This is a genomic window from Neobacillus drentensis (assembly GCF_036966985.1).
GTDB classification, from domain to species: Bacteria; Bacillota; Bacilli; order Bacillales; family Cytobacillaceae; genus Neobacillus; species Neobacillus drentensis_E.
In genome coordinates this window covers 265-936 of the sequence record NZ_JBALSN010000419.1, presented here as the reverse complement: position 1 = coordinate 936, position 672 = coordinate 265, and the positions used below count along the sequence as shown (strand labels likewise).

The window sequence follows — 672 nt, the reverse complement described above, 5'->3', positions numbered from 1 at the left end:
CCTCTAGCGGGGAGACGCCGTTGACAATGTCCACGTCAAGGGAATTTAGCCGCTTTCTTGCCTCTTTCAACACTTCCTCGTTCAGTACATCGGAAAGGTACATCAGGGAGATTTTGGTCTGGCTTCGTTTCCCGACCACAAACGATTCATTGCACAGTGTCGTACTCCGTACCCGCTTCCGAAGCAGAGCTACGTTGGTCTCCACTGACTCCGTAAACGAGTCGCGTGGTCCTTTCACTGACACTTCATAGGTGGATTCTTCCGTCTGGCGCTGAGGAAGTTTAGCGACATTCAGCGAGAACAACTCGCCTGACCCTTCAAAAAGCAGCAAAAGTTCTCCCGCAAATACCTTCCTAACAATCTCCTGCTCTACCGCATTTCGACTCCCTTCCAGCGAGACAGGAAGCAAAGGTAACGATTTGTTTTGCTCCAACTGCGGAAGCACCACATGATTAATTTGCACAGGATCAGCCAGTCCTGTGCAAAAGAGGAGCAGTACCTTCTCGACATGAGGCTCTGTTCCATATTCATGTAACTGGATTTGTACATCGGCACAAGCGGTGAACAGGCTGCGTAATTTCTGCTCTTGAATTATAAAAGACATGGAGATTCACCCTCGTTTAAATTGGATTGTGTAGCTAAAGATCAGGAGAACTAGTGAGATTAGTATGA

General features: G+C 47.9%; 1 pseudogene (only partly in view). It reads right to left on the bottom strand.

Annotation, left to right across the window (positions count from 1 at the left end):
- Positions 1–604 (bottom strand): annotated as a pseudogene (locus V7659_RS23950) (spore germination protein); its annotated part reaches 283 nt to the left of the window's first position; the annotation flags it as partial.
- Positions 605–672 lie beyond the last annotated feature (68 nt).